This window comes from Uliginosibacterium flavum (assembly GCF_040566545.1).
GTDB classification, from domain to species: Bacteria; Pseudomonadota; Gammaproteobacteria; order Burkholderiales; family Rhodocyclaceae; genus Uliginosibacterium; species Uliginosibacterium flavum.
This window is the reverse complement of record NZ_JBEWZI010000001.1, coordinates 152,201-170,355: the sequence shown is the minus strand read 5'-3', so window position 1 is coordinate 170,355 and position 18,155 is coordinate 152,201. Positions and strand designations below refer to the sequence as shown.

Genomic DNA, 18,155 nt, shown 5'->3' with positions numbered 1-18,155 from the left:
AAGTGAAGCCTGCTGTTGAACGCGCCGATTTTGATCGCTACATGGTTCCCGTGTTTTCCCCGCTCGAGATGATTTTCGTGCGAGGCGAGGGCTCACGCCTGTGGGATCAGCAGGGCCGCGATTACATCGATTTTGGTGCGGGCGTGGCGGTCACTTCCCTGGGGCATGCCCATCCTGTAATGGTCAAGGCGCTGACCGAGCAGGCTGCCAAGCTGTGGCATGTGTCGAATTACTACACGAATGAGCCGGCGCTGAGCCTGGCGAAGAAGCTGTGTGAGGCGACTTTTGCCGAGCGCATTTTCTATTGCAACTCTGGAGCCGAGGCCAACGAGGCGGCTTTGAAGCTGGCGCGCAAGTGTGCGGTCGACAAGTATGGTCCGGAGAAAATCGACATCATCGCCTTCAACGGCAGTTTCCACGGCCGGACCTTCTTCACCGTGTCGGTGGGGGGGCAGGCCAAGTATTCGTCAGGCATGGGGCCGAATCCGGCCGGCATCGTGCATATCGATCTGCACGACGTAGAGGCGCTGCGTCGCGTGGTCGGCAAGAACACCTGCGCGATCATCGTCGAGCCGGTGGTGGGCGAGAGCGGCGTGGTGCCGGTGCAGCCGGAATTCCTCAAGCTGTTGCGCGAGTTGGCGACCGAGTTTGATGCCAGTCTGATTTTCGATGAAGTGCAGTCCGGCAATGGCCGCACTGGCGCGCTGTACGCCTATATGAATACCGGGGTGGTGCCGGACATTCTGACCACGGCCAAGGGCATCGGTGGCGGTTTTCCGATCGGTGTGATGCTGACCACCGCTGCGGTGGCGGACAAGCATTTCACCCCCGGCGTGCATGGCAGCACCTTCGGCGGCAACCCGCTGGCCTGTGCCGTGGCAGAGGCGGTATTCGACGTGATCAGTGCGCCGGACGTGCTGGCTGGCGTGAAGCGCAAGGCGGCGCATGCGGCTGAGCGTTTGCGCGCCATGGGTGCGCAGTACGGCTGTTTCTCGGAAGTACGTGAATCGGGCCTGTGGCTGGGCTGCGAGCTGACACCGAAATTTTCCGGTCAGGCTGGCGCGTTCATGGCGGCGGCAGCCAGCAATGGCGTGCTGCACATCGTGGCGGGGCCAAATGTGGTGCGTCTGGCGACCTCCTTGATCATCTCGGATGCCGAGCTGGATGAAGGGCTGGATCGTCTGGAAAAAACCTGCGCGCAGATGGCAGCGCTCTGATTCGATGTTGTGTGACGGGGCGTAAGCCCCGTCCTTTTATGCTTCAGGCTCATGCCGACAAAGCTCAAACCCTCTGATGCATCCAGTCCGGACCTCGCGGCTTTGCGCGATGCCTTGCGTGCACTGGCGGTGCGGACCGGGTTGAACGATAGCTTCGAAGATCCGGGGAGCGAGCCGCTCAAGCTGGCTTGGCGTCTGGTGCGTTTGATGGACCAGCAGCTGCGTGAAAAAGATCGCCTCTCGCTGGCGCTGGATAATCGCCATGACGGTTTGTGGGACTGGGATCTGCGCAGCGGCCAGTTCTTTCTGAGCGAGCTGTGGAAGCGCGGCCTGGGTTACGCCGAGGGGGTGTTCGGCAATACCCGGACGGATTGGGAGTTGTTGATTCATCCTGAAGATGTGGTGGCAGTGCGCGAGCGTATTGAACTGCATCTGGCTGGCGGCAGTGAGGATTTCGAGGCGGAGTATCGTCTGCGCGCACAGAATGGTGACTGGCGCTGGATCGCCACGCATGGCCGGGTGGTGGCGCGTGCGGCCGATGGACAGCCGGTGCGGGTGGTCGGGACGCATCGCAACGTGACCGAGCGCAAGGGCTGGGAGCTGGAGATGCTGCGCGCCAAGGAGGCCGCAGAATCAGCCAGTCGTGCCAAGGGCGATTTTCTGGCCAATATGAGCCATGAAATCCGCACGCCTATGAACGGCATCATCGGCATGACCGAACTGGCGCTGGATACGCAGCTGGATTCCGAGCAGCGCGGCTATCTGCAAACCGTAAAGTCTTCGGCTGAATCGCTGTTGGCGATCATCAACGATATTCTGGATTTCTCGAAGATCGAAGCCGGTAAGCTGGAGCTGGAAGATATCGAGTTTTCGCTGCCGGCAGTGATCTCGGATACCTTCAAGGCTCTGGCTTTACGCGGCCATCAGAAGGGCCTGGAGCTGGTGTTCGGCATCAGTCAGGACACGCCCCAGGTTCTGCGTGGCGATCCGAATCGTCTGCGTCAGGTGCTGATGAATCTGCTCGGCAATGCGATCAAGTTTACCGAGCACGGCGAAGTCGAAGTCTCCGTAAAAACAGTGCTGCGCGAAGGCTCGCAGGTGCGTCTGCAGTTCGATATCCGGGATACCGGGATTGGCATCGCGCGCAGCAAACAGGCGGAGGTGTTCGGCGCTTTCTCTCAGGCGGATACCTCGACGACGCGGCGTTATGGCGGCACGGGCCTGGGCTTGGCGATCTGCCGCAGGCTGGTAGAGCTGATGCGTGGGCGGATCTGGCTGGTTAGCGAGCAGGATGCGGGGAGTACCTTTTCATTTACGATCGAAGTCAGCGCCGTGCGTGATGCGGTCAAGTCCGAGCGACCGGATCCGCGCTATGCGCGCATGAATGTGCTGGTGGTCGAGGCCAATGCCGTGGCGGCGCGCGGGCTGGCGGGGAATCTGCGACGCTGGGGTTTCTCGGTGGATCTGGCGGCCAGCGGCGAAGAGGCCGATGCGCTGCTCAAGCAAGCCAGCAAGAGCGGTTTTCCCTTCGATATCATGCTGATCGACGCGAACATGCCGGATCCGGGCGGTTTCGCCTTGCCGGCCTATTTTCACGGTGAAGGCGCGCCCTGCGACCGGATCATCATGATGATGACCTCGGACAGCCAGCGTAACGATGCGGCGCGTTGCCGCCAGTTCGGGGTGCGCTCGAATGTCGTCAAGCCGGTGTCTTCCAATGACCTGCTCGACGCGATCCGCCTGGCGCTGACGCCAGCGCAGGATGAGGATGAGACGCTGGAAAGTCCGCTGGCCGAATTCCAGATCGATGAAAGCCTGATTCGTGCGCCGGGAGTCTCTCCTCCACAGAAAGCCCGGTCGGTTCTGCTGGTGGAGGACAACCCCGTCAATCAGACCGTGGCGACCAAAATTCTGCAGCGCGCCGGTTATGAGGTCGTCGCAGCCGGTGATGGGCAGGAGGCGATTGAGTGGTTCGAAAAACGGCGTTTTGATCTGATCCTGATGGATGTGCAGATGCCGGTGCTGGGCGGGCTGGATGCCACCAAGGCGATCCGGGCGCGCGAGGCGCGGCGCAGTTGGGCGATGTCCGGGCGCTGGGAGGTGACGCCGATCATTGCTATGACCGCACACGTGATGCAGGGTGATCGCGAACGCTGTCTTGAGGCCGGGATGGATGATTACGTATCCAAGCCGGTTCAGCCCTATGAGCTGTTTGCTGCGATTGAGCGAGTCAGTCGGCGCATGGAGGAGACTGATTTTGAAGGCGGTCTGGCCGCTCTGGCGGCAGGCGTGGATATGGAGGCAAACGACGCACCTGTGGCCGATCTGTCGCAAACCCGTGAGTTGCTGGATGGCGATGAGGCGTCCCTGCATGCCTTGATTGCGATTTTCCTGGCTGATTACGCCAAAAATTATGCTTTGCTGGAGCAGGCCGCGCGTAATCAGGATGGCAAGGTTTTGTGTGCGGTAGCGCATTCAATGAAGTCATCGGTTGGTGTTTTTGGCGCCGTGACGGCTGCAGAGACTGCGCAGCAAATTGAAGTGGCTGCGCGCAAAGGAGATGTGTCGCGGGCGATACATGGCGTGCCGGAATTGCTGGCCGAATTGTCGCGCGTCGCCGCCTATTTGCGCTCGCAATTACCGGAAGAGGGGCCTTGAGGCGCCGGCGATCCTTGCCGGAGGGCCCGGTTTCGGGCTATAATCGTCAGAGTTTGCAAGCGGGACTCGTCTGAAAAGACGGGTCCCGTTTTTCACGTCGGCAGCCCGGCTTGGCCCGTTGTTTTTTGACAGCGATTCAGCACAAGAGGCCCGATTTCACCGGTTTTCAGGAGTATTGATCGTGACGGACATCCTTTACGCCCTTCTCGCCCTCGCTGACGGGACAGTTTTTCATGGACAGGGTATTGGCGCCGTGGGCAGGAGCGTCGGTGAGGTGGTTTTCAATACTGCCATTACCGGCTATCAGGAAATTCTGACCGATCCATCCTATACCCGCCAGATTGTGACGCTGACGCACCCGCACATCGGCAATGTGGGCGTGAATCGCGAAGATTGTGAGTCCGGTCGCGTGTGTGCGGCGGGCTTGGTGATTCGCGATCTGCCGCTGCTGGTCTCGAATTTTCGCTCCGAGCAGACGCTGGATGCGTACATGAAGGCCGAGAACGTGGTGGGAATTGCCGGGATTGATACGCGCAAACTCACACGGATCTTGCGCGAAAAAGGTGCTCAGGCAGGTTGTCTGGTGACATCCACGAATGCCAAGGATCTGAATGTTGAAGCGGCCATTGCCGAAGCGCGGGGTTTTCCCGGTCTGGCTGGTATGGATCTGGCCAAAGTCGTTACGACGGACAAGGCCTACACCTGGACTTCCGGTGAGTGGAAGCTCGGCAAGGGCTTTATCGAGCAGGCTGAGGCGAAGTTTCATGTTGTGGCCTACGATTTCGGCGTCAAGAAAAACATCCTGCATATGCTGGCCGAGCGCGGTTGCAAGCTGACCGTGGTGCCGGCGAAGACTTCGGCTGCCGAAGTGCTGGCCATGAACCCGGACGGTGTATTCCTGTCCAACGGCCCGGGCGATCCGGAGCCCTGCGATTACGCGATTGCTGCTGCACGCGAATTCCTTGAGTGCAAATTGCCAACTTTCGGCATCTGCCTGGGGCATCAGATTCTGGGGCTGGCTGCTGGCGCAAAGACGCTGAAGATGAAATTTGGCCATCACGGTGCGAATCACCCGGTCAAGGACCTGGATTCTGGCCGCGTTTTGATTACCAGCCAGAACCATGGTTTTGCGGTGGATGAAAAAACGCTGCCTGCCAATGTGCGCGCCTCGCATGTATCCCTGTTTGACGGCAGCCTGCAAGGCCTGGTCTGGACGGATCGTCCGGCCTTGTGTTTTCAGGGGCACCCGGAAGCCAGCCCCGGTCCGCATGATGTTGCCTATCTGTTTGACCGTTTCATTGATCTGATGGCGGCAGCAAAACAGTAAGGTGAGAAGGGCAAAAGGGATGGGGTTTTGTCTCGCTTTGCCGTTTTGTCGAAAAGAATTCAGTCTTATGGAGAAGTGAAGAGCGTGTAAGGCCAGGCTGGGTGCAAAGGGTTTTATCCCTTCTCCCTTTCTCCTTCCCTCTTCCCGGTAAAGAAATGCCAAAACGCACAGACATTCAATCCATCCTCATCATTGGTGCGGGCCCGATCATCATTGGTCAGGCTTGCGAGTTCGATTATTCCGGCGCCCAGGCCTGCAAGGCCCTGCGTGACGAGGGATACAAGGTCATTCTGGTCAATAGCAATCCGGCCACGATCATGACCGATCCGAATATGGCGGATGTGACCTACATCGAGCCGATTACCTGGCAGGTGGTTGAGCGCATCATTGAGAAAGAGCGCCCCGATGCGGTGCTGCCGACCATGGGTGGGCAGACTGCGTTGAATTGCGCGCTGGATCTGTGGCGCAATGGCGTGCTGGATAAATACAAAGTCGAGCTGATTGGCGCGACCCCGGAAGCCATCGACAAGGCTGAAGATCGCCTCAAGTTCAAAGACGCAATGACCAAGATCGGTCTTGAGTCTGCGCGCTCCGGCATTGCTCACAGTATGGAAGAAGCAATGGCCGTGCAGGCCAAGCTGGGCTTTCCTTCCATCATCCGCCCGTCTTTCACCATGGGCGGCACCGGCGGCGGGATTGCCTACAACATCGAGGAGTTCAGCGAGATCTGTACGCGTGGCCTGGATCTGTCGCCGACGCGTGAGTTGCTGATCGAAGAATCGCTGCTGGGCTGGAAAGAGTTCGAGATGGAGGTTGTGCGCGACAAGCACGACAACTGCATCATCATCTGCTCTATCGAGAATCTGGATCCGATGGGTGTGCATACGGGCGATTCGATCACCATTGCCCCGGCACAGACCCTGACGGATCGCGAATACCAGATCATGCGCAACGCCTCGATTGCGGTGCTGCGGGAGATTGGTGTGGATACCGGCGGTTCGAACGTGCAGTTCGCGGTCAATCCCAAGGATGGTCGTCTGATCGTGATCGAGATGAATCCGCGCGTGTCGCGTTCGTCGGCGCTGGCGTCCAAGGCTACCGGTTTTCCGATTGCCAAGATTGCGGCCAAACTGGCTGTGGGCTTTACGCTCGACGAACTGCAGAACGACATTACGGGCGGTGTGACGCCGGCATCCTTCGAGCCGTCAATTGACTACATCGTCACCAAAGTGCCGCGTTTCGCATTCGAAAAATTCCCGCAAGCCAATGCGCGCCTGACGACGCAGATGAAGTCGGTGGGTGAGGTGATGGCGATGGGCCGCACTTTCCAGGAGTCCTTCCAGAAAGCCCTGCGTGGCCTGGAGGTCGGCGTCTACGGCCTTGATGAAATCGAGTGCGATCGCGAGGAGTTGGAGCTTGAATTGTCCAACCCCGGTGCGGAGCGCATCTGGTACGTGGGGCAGGGCTTCCGCGAAGGTATGAGTCAGGACGAAGTGCATCAGCTGACCAAGATTGATCCCTGGTTCCTGGCGCAAATCGAAGACATCGTGAAGTCCGAGAAGAATTTGGCCGGCCGTTCGCTGAAGAGCCTTGACGCTGCTGCGTTGCGTGGCCTCAAGCGCAAAGGCTTCTCGGACCGTCGTCTGGCCAAATTGCTCGGTGCCGAAGAAACGGCCGTGCGTCTGCATCGCCATGCCTTGGGTGTTCGTCCGGTTTACAAGCGTGTGGATAGCTGTGCTGCCGAGTTCGCTTCGAGTACGGCTTATATGTATTCCTGTTACGACGAGGAGTGCGAAGCGCTGCCGACGGATAAGAAGAAAATCATGGTGCTGGGCGGTGGCCCGAACCGCATCGGCCAAGGAATCGAATTTGACTACTGCTGCGTGCATGCCGCACTGGCGCTGCGCGAAGATGGCTACGAAACCATCATGGTCAACTGTAATCCAGAGACTGTGTCGACCGACTACGACACTTCGGATCGCCTCTATTTCGAGCCGCTGACGCTGGAGGATGTGCTGGAAATCGTCGCCATCGAAAAGCCGGTTGGCGTGATCGTGCAATTTGGAGGACAGACCCCGCTCAAGCTCGCGCGCGATCTCGAAGCCAATGGCGTGCCGATTATCGGTACCAGCCCGGACATGATTGATGCGGCTGAAGATCGTGAGCGCTTCCAGAAGTTGATCAACGATCTGGGCCTCAAACAGCCGCCAAACCGCACCGCGCGGACCGAGCACGATGCAATCCGCCTTGCTGCCGAAATCGGTTACCCGCTGGTGGTGCGTCCGAGCTATGTGCTGGGCGGTCGTGCCATGGAAATCGTGCACGAGCAGAAGGATCTGGAGCGCTACATGCGCGACGCCATCAAGGTGTCGAATGATTCGCCCGTGCTGCTCGATCGCTTCCTGAATGACGCGACCGAAATTGACGTGGATGCCATGTCTGATGGTACGCAGGTCATCATTGGCGGCATCATGCAGCACATCGAACAAGCGGGCGTGCATTCGGGCGACTCTGCCTGTTCGCTGCCGCCTTACACTTTGTCGGCTGAGTTGCAGGATGAGTTGCGTCGCCAGACCGAGATGATGGCGCGTGGTTTGAACGTAGTAGGCTTGATGAATGTGCAATTCGCCATTCAGGGCGAGACGGTGTATGTGTTGGAAGTGAATCCACGTGCATCACGTACCGTGCCTTTCGTTTCCAAGGCCTGCTCCCTGCCGCTGGCAAAAATTGCTGCACGCTGCATGGCCGGGCAGACGCTGGCTTCGCAGGGCGTGACGCGCGAGATCGTGCCGCCGTATTACTCAGTGAAAGAAGCCGTCTTCCCTTTCAATAAATTCCCCGGCGTGGATACCATTCTTGGCCCGGAAATGAAATCGACCGGTGAAGTCATGGGTGTGGGTAAGACCTTTGCCGAAGCTTTCGTGAAGAGCCAGCTGGCTGCAGGTGCGCGTCTGCCCTCGTCGGGAACGGCATTCATCAGCGTCAAGCAGACCGATCGCCCTAAGGCGGTCGATGTCGCGCGCGAACTGCTGGATCTGGGCTTCAAGGTTGTGGCGACCAAAGGTACCGCAGGCTACCTGAATGAAGCAGGGGTGATGGCAGTGACGGCGGTTAATAAGGTTGGGGAAGGGCGCCCGCATATTGTCGACATGATCAAGAACAACGAGATCGCACTGGTGGTGAATACCGTAGAAGAAAAGCGGCAAGCCATTGTGGATTCCCGTTCGATTCGTACCAGCGCGCTGGCTGCGAAGGTAACGATATTTACAACCATTGAAGGGGCGCGGGCCGCTTGTATGGGCATCCGGCATTTGAATGACCTTGAACCTTATGCGCTGCAGGATCTGCACGCACTGCTGAGCTGATCGCCATGGTAAAAACTCCCTTGACCGTGAATGGTGCAGCAATGCTGCGCGCTGAACTGCACCGCCTGAAAACGGTGGAGCGCCCAAGTGTGATCGCGGCAATTGCCGAGGCGCGTTCGCATGGCGATCTATCTGAAAACGCAGAGTACGATGCTGCCAAAGAGCGTCAAGGCTTTGTCGAAGGACGCATTGCCGAAGTCGATAGCAAATTGTCGACCGCCGAGATTATTGATCCGACCTTGCTGGATGCGGAGGGGCGCTGTGTGTTTGGTGCAACCGTGGATCTTGAGGATCTGAGTTCGGGAGGCCGTGTGCTGTATCAGATCGTGGGTGAGGACGAGGCTGATCTGAAGGCGGGGAAAATCTCGATTAGCTCACCGATTGCACGCGCGCTGATTGGCAAGTATGTCGGTGATGTGGCTGAGGTGCAGGCGCCTGGCGGTGTGCGCGAGTACGAGATCATCGACATTCGCTATATCTGACGCGATGCGCCAGTTCGCCCACTACCTTTACGTTGTTGCCATTACCTTGTGGGTAGGTTCATTGTGGGCAATCGGTTATATCTCGGCACCAACACTGTTTTTATTTGTAGCGGATCGTAGTCTGGCGGGTACCGTGGCAGGCAAGCAGTTTGCTGCTGTGGCTTATCTCGGGATGGCTTGTGCGGCTTATCTGTTTGCTTACCTCTTTTTCAGCGAGGGCGCGCGAGCTTTCAGACTGCTGGTTTTGTGGCTGATTGCGTTGATGCTTTTGTTAGTCCTCGCCGGGCACTTTGGCGTGGCGCCGATCATCGAGCAATTGCGTGGTGCGACCGCACGTGAAATGGTGGAAGGGGTTGTGCGCAACCGTTTCCAGACTTGGCACGGGATAGCGAGCCTGCTCTGGTTGATCCAAAGTGTGCTGGGGCTGGCTTTGGTGACGCAGGTTTTCAGGCGTTGAAACAAAAAAAGGACGGCAACCCTTTCGGGATGCGGTCCTTTGTTTTTTGAGGCTTAACGTGCGCTCTTGCGGGCGCGGCTGCTACCGGCGCTGGGTTTGCGATAGCGCGCTTCTGGAGCCCCTGCCATCGATTTGCGCGGAGCGTTGCCCGTGGTAGGCCGACCAGGGCGCTTGTCGAAGGCAGCTTCTTTTACGCGGGGCGGGCGTTTGCCACGACCCGGACGCTTGGCTTCAGGTGCGGCTTTGACGACATGCAGCTCGGGGTTCTCGCGGAAAATCACGAGCAGTTTGCCGATGCTTTGAACTGCGGCGCATTTGAGTTCGACACAAATCTGCAGCAGATAGGCGGCGCGGGCTTCGCGGTCATCCCCGAAGACGCGGATCTTGATCAGTTCGTGAGCCTTCAGTGCAAGGTCAATTTCTTTCAGGACGGACGCGCTCAGACCGTTACCGGCGATGCTGACTACGGGGTCCAGATGGTGGGCTTTTGCGCGCAGGTCGCGGCGCAGTGAAGATGATATTTCGAGCATTTGAGTGCAATTCCTTTTCCAAACGTTGATTTTACCTGTTATCGACCATGAAACGCAGCAAAACCAGTAAAGGCTGGATGCAGGAGCATCTGAATGACCCATGGGTGCTTAAGGCCAAGGCTGAGGGCATGCGTTCGCGCGCGGTCTATAAGCTTCTGGAAATCGACAAAAAAGACAAGCTCTTGAAGCCGGGCATGGTTGTGGTGGATTTGGGCTCTGCGCCCGGATCCTGGTCACAGGTGGCGGCTCCACGCGTCAAGCCAAGCGGCCAGTTGTTCGCGCTGGATATCCTGCCCATGGATCCTTTGCCGGACGTGAGCTTCCTACAAGGGGATTTTCGCGAGGCTTCGGTATTGGCCGAATTTGAACATTTGCTTGCCGGGCGTGCCGTGGACCTTGTTCTTTCGGATATGGCCCCCAATATGTCCGGGAACGCCGTCAGTGATGATGCCCGGATGATGTATCTGGCCGAGTTGGCGCTGGATTTCGCGCAGCAGCATCTTCGCCCAGGCGGCAATATGCTTATCAAGGTGTTTCAGGGCGCGGGCTTCATGGAGTACCGGACGGCAATGCTGAAGTTGTTCCAGTCGGTGCAGTCGCGCAAGCCGGATGCTTCGCGTGATCGCAGTGCAGAACTGTACTTGCTGGGCGTGGATAAAAAATGATGTGATCGATGGACCGTCGGCTAGATTGATTGTCGGCGGGAACGTTCAGACTTAGAATCGGTCAAGTACAAGTTATATCCGGCAATTTCAGCCGGAGTGAATCGGGAGTCACCTTGAACAACAACGTCTTCAAAAATGCCGCCATCTGGTTGCTGGTACTTGTGGTGGTTTATTCCCTTGTCAGTTCTTTCAGTAACCGTCAGGTTGCTCAGAACACGATGGAGTATTCCCAGTTTATGGATGAGGCCAAAGCAGGCCGCATTGACAAGGTGACGCTGGATGCCCAGAGCGATCTGGCCATCGTGACAACTCAGGACAAGCGTCAGATAACGGTGAATACGCCTCCGCGCGATCTGTTCATGGTCGAAGACTTGCGCAAATATGGTGTGGCCGTTTCCATCAAACCCAGAGAGGAGCAGTCGTTTCTGATAGGTTTGCTGTTTCAGTTGTTGCCGATCGCCTTGATGGTGGGTCTGTTCTTCTTCTTCATGCGGCAAATGCAGGGCGGCGGCAAAGGCGGGGCGTTTTCGTTCGGCAAGAGCAAGGCGCGGATGCTGGATGAATCGGCCAATTCGATCACCTTTGCGGATGTCGCGGGTTGTGATGAAGCCAAGGAAGAGGTCGCCGAACTGGTTGAGTTCCTGCGCGACCCCTCAAAATTCCAGAAGCTGGGTGGCCGGATTCCGCGTGGTGTGCTGATGGTGGGCTCCCCGGGTACCGGTAAAACCTTGCTGGCCAAGGCGATTGCCGGCGAAGCCAAGGTACCGTTCTATAGTATCTCTGGCTCTGATTTCGTCGAAATGTTCGTGGGTGTCGGTGCTTCGCGTGTGCGTGACATGTTCGAAAATGCCAAGAAAACGGCTCCCTGTATCATCTTCATTGACGAAATTGATGCGGTTGGCCGGCAGCGTGGTGCTGGTTTGGGCGGCGGGAATGATGAACGCGAACAGACCTTGAATCAGTTGCTGGTCGAAATGGATGGCTTTGAAGGCGCGTCGGGCGTGATTGTGATCGCTGCGACCAACCGGCCGGACGTACTTGATCCGGCGCTGTTGCGTCCGGGGCGTTTCGACCGTCAGGTTACCGTGCCGCTGCCTGATATCCGTGGCCGTGAACAGATCCTCAAGGTGCACATGCGTAAGGTGCCGGTGGCGCCTGACGTGGATCCGGGCGTGCTGGCGCGCGGAACGCCGGGCATGGCGGGTGCCGACTTGGCCAATCTGGTGAATGAAGCCGCTCTGTTTGCCGCACGCAGCAATAAGCGTCTGGTGGATATGGAAGATTTCGAGCGCGCCAAAGACAAGATCTTCATGGGCGCCGAGCGCAAGTCCATGGTGATCCTGCCGGAGGAAAAGAAAGCTACTGCGTATCACGAGTCTGGGCACGCCATCATCGGGTCTTTGTTGCCTGGCTGCGACCCGGTACATAAGGTTTCGGTGATTCCCCGTGGCCGTGCGCTGGGCGTGACCTGGTCCTTGCCGGAGCGGGATCGTTTCAGTCTGTATCAGGATCAGATGCTGGCCCAGATCAGCATGTTGTTCGGCGGGCGCGTGGCGGAAGATTTGTTTGTGGGCAATATTTCAACCGGCGCATCGAATGATTTCGAGCGAGCAACAGCGATTGCCCGCGATATGGTGACGCGTTACGGAATGTCCGAACTTCTTGGTCCGATGGTTTACGCCGAGAACGACGGGGAGGTCTTTCTGGGGCGTTCTGTGACAACGCACAAAAATGTGTCGGAAGCGACGATGCAGAAGGTCGACTCGGAAATTCGTCGCATCATTGACGAACAATATGCTTTGGCCAAACGCTTGCTTGAAGAGAATCGCGACAAGGTCGAGGCGATGACGGCCGCTTTGCTGGAATGGGAAACCATCGACGCTGATCAGATCAAGGACATCATGGCAGGGCGTGCTCCACGGCCGCCGAAGCCTTTGTCGAGTTCGCAGCCGCCAAAGCCGGATGAGGGCCCGGGAGCTGAGCCGAATGCGCCGGCGCCTGTTGTCTGAGCCACCTCACACTTGAATCAGCCCCGCTTCGGCGGGGTTTTTTGCTTGTATTGTCGAGGATGTTTTGCATGAGATCAGAAGTGCCTGTCTGGCAGTGCGGCCGATTCCGGCTCGAATTCGATGTGCCGGCAATCATGGCGATCATTAACGTGACGCCGGATTCATTTTCGGGCGATGGCTTGGCCGGATCGGTCGAGATGGCTCTAAAGCAGGGCGAGCAAGCTCTACAGGATGGCGCAAAAATTCTGGATGTGGGGGGCGAGTCCTCGCGGCCTGGTGCGGAATCGGTCAGCGTGGACGAAGAGTTGGCGCGCGTGATTCCTGTGGTGGAGGCTTTGGTGGGCTTGGGTGTGCCAGTCTCGGTGGATACGGTGAAGCCGTCAGTCATGCGTGCGGCGATTGCGGCAGGAGCGGCCATCATCAACGACATCAATGCCTTGCGTGCGCCGGGCGCGCTTGAGGCGGTAGCTGCCTCGGATGTCGGCGTGTGTTTGATGCACATGCAGGGCGAACCGCGCAGCATGCAACAAGCGCCGGTTTATGCGGATATTGTCGGAGAGGTGGAAGCCTTTCTGCTGGAGAGGTGCGCTGCGCTTGCGTCTGCAGGGGTGGGTGCTTCAAGAGTGGCTCTGGATCCGGGTTTCGGCTTTGGCAAGACGCTGGAGCACAACCTGAGCCTGTTTCAGGGCATGTCCCGTGTAATGGCCCATGGATACCCGCTCTTGGTGGGGGTGTCGCGCAAAACCATGCTGGGTGCGCTCACCGGACGGGCTGTTGGCGAACGTTTACCTGCCAGTATCGTGACCGCCGTGCTGGCTGCGCAGCGCGGAGCGGCTATTCTGCGGGTGCATGATGTGGCGGCAACGCGCGATGCCTTGGCGATGTGGGCGGCGATTGATCTGGATCGCCCGAACGTCTATTGAGACTTGTCCGTCAGACGGGCACAATCCGCATCCACTTGAGAGGGAATAGAACGTGGCGCGCAAATATTTTGGTACGGATGGTGTGCGAGGGCTGGTTGGGCAGAACCCGATTACTCCCGAATTCGTGATGCGTCTGGGTTATGCCGCGGGCAAGACGCTGGTTGCGCGCGAGCAACTGCAGCCCGGTGAGCATCCTGCGGTACTGATCGGCAAGGACACCCGGATTTCCGGCTACATGCTGGAAGCTGCTTTGGAAGCCGGTTTTGCGGCCGCTGGCGTGCATGTAATTCTTGCCGGTCCGATCCCGACACCGGCCGTGGCTTACCTGACGCGCGCCCTGCGCTTGCAGGCTGGAGTGGTTATTTCCGCCTCGCACAACCCTTACTACGATAACGGCATCAAGTTTTTCTCTGCGGGCGGCACCAAGCTGCCGGATTCGGTCGAGGAGGAAATCGAAGCGCATCTGGATGAGCCGATGGGCTGCGCAGAGTCATCGGCGCTTGGGCGTGCGCGCCGTATCGAGGACGCAGCAGGACGCTATATCGAATTCTGCAAGAGTAGCTTTCCGAACGATCTGAATCTGCGCGGCCTGAAAATCGCGCTGGATTGCGCCAATGGGGCTGCGTATCAGATTGCTCCAAAGGTATTTCACGAGCTGGGCGCCGAGGTGGTGAGTGTTGGCGTCGCGCCGAATGGGCTCAACATCAATGACGGTGTGGGTGCGACGGTGCCTGCCAGTCTGCGTGAGGCCGTGCTGAAGAGTGGCGCGGATATTGGCATTGCGCTCGATGGCGATGCGGACCGGGTGCTGATGTGCGATCGTGCCGGGGAACTCTATGATGGTGACAAGCTGCTCTACGTGATTGCTCGGGCCCAGCAGGCCGAAGGCAAGCTGGATGGCGTGGTCGGCACCTTGATGAGCAATCTGGGTTTCGAACATGCGATCAAGCGGCTGGGTGTCCCATTTTGTCGTGCCAAGGTCGGTGATCGCTATGTGCTCGAGCTGCTCATCGAAAAGGGTTTCAAGCTGGGTGGCGAGAATTCCGGTCATATCATCTGTCTGGATCGACACACTACGGGCGATGGCATCGTTTCGGCACTTCAGGTGCTGGCGGCTTTGCGTCTGCGTAATGAGAGTTTGCCTGAGGCCTGTGTTGACTTGGTTTTTTATCCGCAAAAACTTATCAATGTACGCATGAAAGCCGGCTTTGACTGGATTTCAGATGGCGGGATTGCGGCGGCGCAAGCATCAGCCGAGGCCGAGCTGGGGAGTGAAGGGCGCGTGCTGTTGCGCCCGTCCGGGACCGAGCCCTTGTTGCGCGTGCTGGTTGAAGGTGCGGATGGCGAGAAGGTCGAGCGCTTGGCGCGTCAGATTGCGGCGGCGGTTACATTGGCGGTTGAGTAAACACCAAAAATCAGCTTTCCATGGCGACTGTAGCAAAGCTGTAACAATCCGTTCATATACTCTGTAATGTTGGTGATCCGATCCAACTTGATAGGAGAAATTCAATGAATGGTTTCAAGCTGGCCGCCATGGCCATTGTGATTGCAGCGGGTTTTTCCGCTCTGGCCGCCAAGGCTCAAACAGTCGTCAAGGTCGACGGTTCCAGCACTGTGTTCCCGATTTCAGAGGCGGCAGCTGAAGACTTTCAGAAGCTGAAAAAAGGCGCTGTCAAGGTGACTGTGGGTATGTCCGGCACCGGCGGCGGCTTCAAGAAATTCTGTATCGCCGATGCCTCTTTGCGTATCGATGTGGCGGATGCCTCGCGCCCGATTACGGCAAAAGAAATGGAAGCCTGCAAGGCTGCCGGCGTCAAGTATGTGGAATTGCCGGTTGCGTTTGATGCATTGACGGTGGTCGTCAATCAAAAAAATCCGCTCAACAGCATCTCGGTCGAAGAGTTGAAGGCGATGTGGGAGCCGGCTGCACAAGGCAAAATTACCAATTGGAAGCAAGTTAATCCAGCTTTCCCTGATCGGGAGCTCAAGCTGTTTGGCCCCGGCACAGATTCCGGGACGTTCGAATACTTCACCGAAGCTACGGTCGGCAAGTCCAAGTCTTCACGCGGCGACTATACGGCCTCTGAAGATGACAATGTGCTTGTTCAGGGCGTCTCGCGTGACCTTGGTGGTATCGGCTATTTTGGCTACGCCTACTACGCAGAAAACAAGAGCAAGCTGAAGGCTTTGGCGATTACTCCGGCAGGTGGCAAGACGGCTGTGCTGCCCTCTGAGAAGGCTGTTATTGACGGCAGCTATAACCCGCTGGCGCGCCCGATCTTCATTTACGTGAATGCCGATTCGGCCAAGCGTCCTGAAGTGAAGGAATTTATCGAGTTTTACCTGAAAAATGCAGGCAAGTATTCGCAAGAGGTGAAGTACGTTCCGTTGTCGGCAGCCGACTACAAGCATGCTGCCGATAACTTCGGCAAGCTGCGTACTGGAACGGCTTTTGGTGGTCACAATGAAGTGGGTGTGAAGGTTTCTGATCTGCTTAAGCGCGAACCGAAAGAGTAATTTTGGGCGTGTAAGGGCGAAGCCCCGGGTTCCTTGATGGCGCCCGGGGTTTTTTTCGGTGATTTCAGGTGTTTGGCTTGGTACACTCAGATGATTCAAGTTGCTATAGCAGAGAGTGGGAGCGCCATGAGTGTGGTAAGTGATCGCTTGCGCAAGAGCAGGATGCGGAATATCCGGGAGACCGGAATTGAGGCCATTCTGTTTTTGGCTGCATTCATTTCTGTGGTGACGACGCTGGGGATTGTTTATATCCTGGTGTCTGAGTCCATGGATTTCTTTCGGCATGTGTCGATCGTCGATTTTTTAACCGACACACAATGGACGCCTCTGTTTGACGATGCTCACTACGGCATCATGGTTCTGATTTCCGGCACTCTGACCAGTTCGGCTGTGGCATTGTTTGTTGCTTTGCCGCTCGGTACGGTGATTGCCATCTATCTTTCCGAGTTCGCGAGTTTTGCGGTGCGTGAAGCCGCCAAGCCGATTCTGGAATTGTTGGGCGGGATTCCCACCATCGTGTTTGGCTATTTTGCTCTGATTACGGTTACCCCTTTTTTGCAGTCCTTGTTTCCCGAGTTGCCTGGATTCAATGTCTTGTCTGCCGGCTTGGTAATGGGGGTGATGATCGTTCCTTATGTCAGTTCATTGGCCGAGGATTCCATGCGCGCAGTACCGATGAGTCTGCGCGAGGGCTCTTATGCGATGGGAGCAACGCGCTTGCAGACTGCTTTGCGTGTCGTGTTTCCTGCAGCCATTTCCGGTGTGGGCTCTGGGTATGTGCTGGCAATTTCGCGCGCAATCGGGGAAACCATGATTGTGGCGGTCGCAGCGGGTGGTCAGCCCAATCTGACATTCAATCCGGCTGAATCAGCAATGACTTTGGCTTCATACATTGCCGGCGTTTCGCAAGGCGATCTACCGCAGGATTCTGTCGGTTATCAGACGATTTTTGCTGCCGGCCTGACCTTGATGGTGATTACTCTGGGTCTCAATGTAATGGGCCATTTATTGCGCAAAAAATATCGCGAGGTGTATTGATATGAAAGACGCTGATCTTCAGGCTATTCGTAATCTGATCGCAAGTCACAAGCGCAATGATGCGGTTTTTGCACTGCTGGGTATTCTTTGTTTGATGATAGGTGTGCTGACGCTGCTGGCCTTGTTTGGCGAAATGTGGGTGAATGGCGCGGAGCGCCTGAATCTTGATTTCCTGAGTAGTTTTCCGTCGCGCCGGGCAGGGCAGGCCGGGATTCTGGCAGCGTGGGTGGGGTCTGTATTGGTCATGCTGGTCACGGCTGCGTTTGCGATTCCGCTAGGCGTCGCTGCGGGTGTCTATCTTGAGGAGTACGCGCCGAAAAACTGGATGACCGACATCATCGAGATTAACGTTTCGAATCTGGCGGGGATTCCTTCGATTGTTTATGGCCTGCTTGGGCTGGGGATGTTCGTTTACACCTTGGGTTTGGGGCGCAGCATCTTTACGGCTGGCTTGACCTTGGCTCTGCTGATATTGCCGGTGGTGATCGTGGCGACTCGCGAGTCGATTCGCTCGATTCCGCAGATGGTGCGTGAGGCTGCTTACGCCTGTGGTGCAAGTACCTGGCAGACGGTACGAGATCACATCATTCCCTATTCGGCGCCAGGAATTTTGACGGGCGTGATTATCGGCATGGCCCGTGCTATTGGCGAAACAGCACCTTTGCTGGTGGTTGGGGCTGTGACCTTTATTGCTTATTTGCCGTCGGCGCCTTTTACGGGGGAGCCGACTGCAGGGCTGTTTGATTGGGCGTCTGCGGCCTTTACCGTACTTCCAATCCAGATGTTCAACTGGACTTCACGCCCTGAAGTCGCTTTTCAGGCCAATGCTGCTGCTGCTGGCCTGGTGCTGGTTTGCATGACCTTGCTGATGAACGCCACAGCAATCTGGCTGCGCTATCGTTTGCGCAAAAATATCAAGTGGTAATGCTGCTGCATTGCCGCCATTGAACCGATTTTGCAGAGAGAA

General features: G+C 57.3%; 14 protein-coding genes. 13 read left to right on the top strand and 1 reads right to left on the bottom strand.

The features are described from left to right. Positions 1–2: 2 nt before the first annotated feature. The 6 genes from ABXR19_RS00770 to ABXR19_RS00745 all read left to right on the top strand — a co-directional run bounded on the left by ABXR19_RS00770 (position 3) and on the right by ABXR19_RS00745 (position 9,506). Positions 3–1,217 carry an acetylornithine/succinyldiaminopimelate transaminase gene (locus ABXR19_RS00770; protein ID WP_354599160.1) on the top strand — a complete coding sequence of 405 codons (1,215 nt, stop codon included), beginning with the start codon at positions 3–5 and terminating at the stop codon, positions 1,215–1,217. Positions 1,218–1,268: 51 nt separating this feature from the next. After that, positions 1,269–3,875, top strand: coding sequence for a PAS domain-containing hybrid sensor histidine kinase/response regulator (locus ABXR19_RS00765; RefSeq protein ID WP_354599159.1), 2,607 nt, complete (start codon positions 1,269–1,271; stop codon positions 3,873–3,875). Positions 3,876–4,056: 181 nt separating this feature from the next. Then, on the top strand, positions 4,057–5,202 hold the full coding sequence (carA, locus tag ABXR19_RS00760) for a glutamine-hydrolyzing carbamoyl-phosphate synthase small subunit (RefSeq protein WP_435594288.1): 1,146 nt from the start codon (positions 4,057–4,059) through the stop codon (positions 5,200–5,202). A gap of 155 nt (positions 5,203–5,357) precedes the next feature. Then, entirely contained in the window at positions 5,358–8,567 is a 3,210-nt protein-coding gene (gene carB, locus ABXR19_RS00755; protein ID WP_354599158.1) for a carbamoyl-phosphate synthase large subunit, read from the top strand. Positions 8,568–8,572: 5 nt separating this feature from the next. Next, positions 8,573–9,049, top strand: a complete 477-nt coding sequence (gene greA, locus ABXR19_RS00750; protein WP_354599157.1) for a transcription elongation factor GreA — start codon at positions 8,573–8,575, stop codon at positions 9,047–9,049. 4 nt (positions 9,050–9,053) lie between these two features. Continuing rightward, positions 9,054–9,506 carry a DUF4149 domain-containing protein gene (locus ABXR19_RS00745; RefSeq protein ID WP_354599156.1) on the top strand — a complete coding sequence of 151 codons (453 nt, stop codon included), beginning with the start codon at positions 9,054–9,056 and terminating at the stop codon, positions 9,504–9,506. 53 nt (positions 9,507–9,559) lie between these two features. Here ABXR19_RS00745 and ABXR19_RS00740 read toward each other — a convergent pair whose 3' ends face one another. Next, a complete protein-coding gene (locus ABXR19_RS00740) occupies positions 9,560–10,036 on the bottom strand; it encodes a YhbY family RNA-binding protein (RefSeq protein WP_354599155.1) in 477 nt (158 codons plus the stop codon). A 47-nt stretch (positions 10,037–10,083) separates the two neighbouring features. Between ABXR19_RS00740 and ABXR19_RS00735 the strand changes: the two genes are divergently transcribed. The 7 genes from ABXR19_RS00735 to pstA all read left to right on the top strand — a co-directional run bounded on the left by ABXR19_RS00735 (position 10,084) and on the right by pstA (position 18,113). Further along, positions 10,084–10,701, top strand: a complete 618-nt coding sequence (locus tag ABXR19_RS00735; RefSeq protein ID WP_354599154.1) for an RlmE family RNA methyltransferase — start codon at positions 10,084–10,086, stop codon at positions 10,699–10,701. 113 nt (positions 10,702–10,814) lie between these two features. Next, positions 10,815–12,710, top strand: coding sequence for an ATP-dependent zinc metalloprotease FtsH (gene ftsH, locus ABXR19_RS00730; protein ID WP_354599153.1), 1,896 nt, complete (start codon positions 10,815–10,817; stop codon positions 12,708–12,710). A gap of 80 nt (positions 12,711–12,790) precedes the next feature. Then, positions 12,791–13,633: a dihydropteroate synthase gene (gene folP, locus ABXR19_RS00725; protein WP_354599351.1), complete on the top strand. Its 843-nt coding sequence runs from the start codon at positions 12,791–12,793 to the stop codon at positions 13,631–13,633. A 52-nt stretch (positions 13,634–13,685) separates the two neighbouring features. Next, positions 13,686–15,038, top strand: a complete 1,353-nt coding sequence (gene glmM / locus ABXR19_RS00720) for a phosphoglucosamine mutase (protein ID WP_354599152.1) — start codon at positions 13,686–13,688, stop codon at positions 15,036–15,038. A 104-nt stretch (positions 15,039–15,142) separates the two neighbouring features. After that, the gene (locus ABXR19_RS00715) at positions 15,143–16,150 is read left to right on the top strand and encodes a PstS family phosphate ABC transporter substrate-binding protein (RefSeq protein ID WP_354599151.1); all 1,008 of its coding nucleotides are present in this window, start codon (positions 15,143–15,145) and stop codon (positions 16,148–16,150) included. Positions 16,151–16,276: 126 nt separating this feature from the next. Beyond that, positions 16,277–17,188, top strand: coding sequence for a phosphate ABC transporter permease subunit PstC (gene pstC / locus ABXR19_RS00710; protein ID WP_354599150.1), 912 nt, complete (start codon positions 16,277–16,279; stop codon positions 17,186–17,188). A 1-nt stretch (position 17,189) separates the two neighbouring features. Then, entirely contained in the window at positions 17,190–18,113 is a 924-nt protein-coding gene (pstA, locus tag ABXR19_RS00705; protein WP_354599149.1) for a phosphate ABC transporter permease PstA, read from the top strand. Positions 18,114–18,155: the final 42 nt, after the last annotated feature.

Coding starts and splice junctions, on each gene's coding strand:
- ABXR19_RS00765 (WP_354599159.1), top strand. CDS start 1,269: ATGCCGACAAAGCTCAAACCCTCTGATGCATCCAGTCCGGACCTCGCG.
- carB (WP_354599158.1), top strand. CDS start 5,358: ATGCCAAAACGCACAGACATTCAATCCATCCTCATCATTGGTGCGGGC.
- greA (WP_354599157.1), top strand. CDS start 8,573: ATGGTAAAAACTCCCTTGACCGTGAATGGTGCAGCAATGCTGCGCGCT.
- ABXR19_RS00745 (WP_354599156.1), top strand. CDS start 9,054: ATGCGCCAGTTCGCCCACTACCTTTACGTTGTTGCCATTACCTTGTGG.
- ABXR19_RS00740 (WP_354599155.1), bottom strand. CDS start 10,036: ATGCTCGAAATATCATCTTCACTGCGCCGCGACCTGCGCGCAAAAGCC.
- ABXR19_RS00735 (WP_354599154.1), top strand. CDS start 10,084: ATGAAACGCAGCAAAACCAGTAAAGGCTGGATGCAGGAGCATCTGAAT.
- ABXR19_RS00715 (WP_354599151.1), top strand. CDS start 15,143: ATGAATGGTTTCAAGCTGGCCGCCATGGCCATTGTGATTGCAGCGGGT.
- pstC (WP_354599150.1), top strand. CDS start 16,277: ATGAGTGTGGTAAGTGATCGCTTGCGCAAGAGCAGGATGCGGAATATC.
- pstA (WP_354599149.1), top strand. CDS start 17,190: ATGAAAGACGCTGATCTTCAGGCTATTCGTAATCTGATCGCAAGTCAC.